The sequence below is a fragment of the Proteus faecis genome, from assembly GCF_003144395.1.
Lineage (GTDB): Bacteria > Pseudomonadota > Gammaproteobacteria > Enterobacterales > Enterobacteriaceae > Proteus > Proteus faecis.
Map to the genome: position 1 here is coordinate 1 of NZ_PENZ01000013.1, position 560 is coordinate 560.

The following is a 560-nucleotide window of genomic DNA, read 5'->3' on the forward strand; positions in this document are numbered from 1 at the left end:
ACACTTCAAATATTGTGCCTGATTATTTTCCCACCTCAGGCGGTGGTGGTATTCTTGGAAGTTCCTACACAACCAAGAGAAAATAAAATGCTTAAATCAACGTTAATTGCAAAGTGTCTCTATCAGTGCAATATGATTTCAGATATAAAAGGTGGTGAATATTCAGTACAAAGTATTTTTAATGAATATTTTCCTAAGTATTCTTATGATAAATGGAACACCAATCTACCTGATAATGTGGTTGAGTATTTTTTAAAAGCATCCAAAGGCAGTACAACAATTAGAGTCGATTCTTTCATTAAAGACCTTTGGGATCTTTAATTGTCGAGAATGCTGAATGCTCATGATTAAGTGTTTTACCCTTAGTATTTGCTTCTAGTTCTAATGATGTTTTATCATTCATTAAAGTCTCAATTGTTTTATCAATAAATGACAAATAATCAATTGATATGGCGCTTGTCGTATTCAAATAACAGACCGTGGCGCCATTCACTTTAAGTTCAACTACGTTTCCATTACTCACGCCAATTTCCCTCCACACAATTGTTTCTCTTCACACG

General features: G+C 33.8%; 2 protein-coding genes. One reads left to right on the forward strand and one right to left on the reverse strand.

Annotated elements, in window-relative coordinates; translation table 11 throughout:
- Positions 1-321, forward strand: a 321-nt coding sequence (locus DK858_RS03860; RefSeq protein ID WP_410110861.1) for a hypothetical protein, incomplete at its 5' end; no start/stop codon positions are given.
- On the opposite strand, the gene DK858_RS03865 is transcribed toward DK858_RS03860, so the two are convergent.
- Complete coding sequence (locus DK858_RS03865; RefSeq protein ID WP_100159834.1) at positions 299-523, reverse strand: hypothetical protein; 225 nt, start codon at positions 521-523, stop codon at positions 299-301. The two genes, DK858_RS03860 and DK858_RS03865, sit on opposite strands and share 23 nt — an antisense overlap.
- Positions 524-560 lie beyond the last annotated feature (37 nt).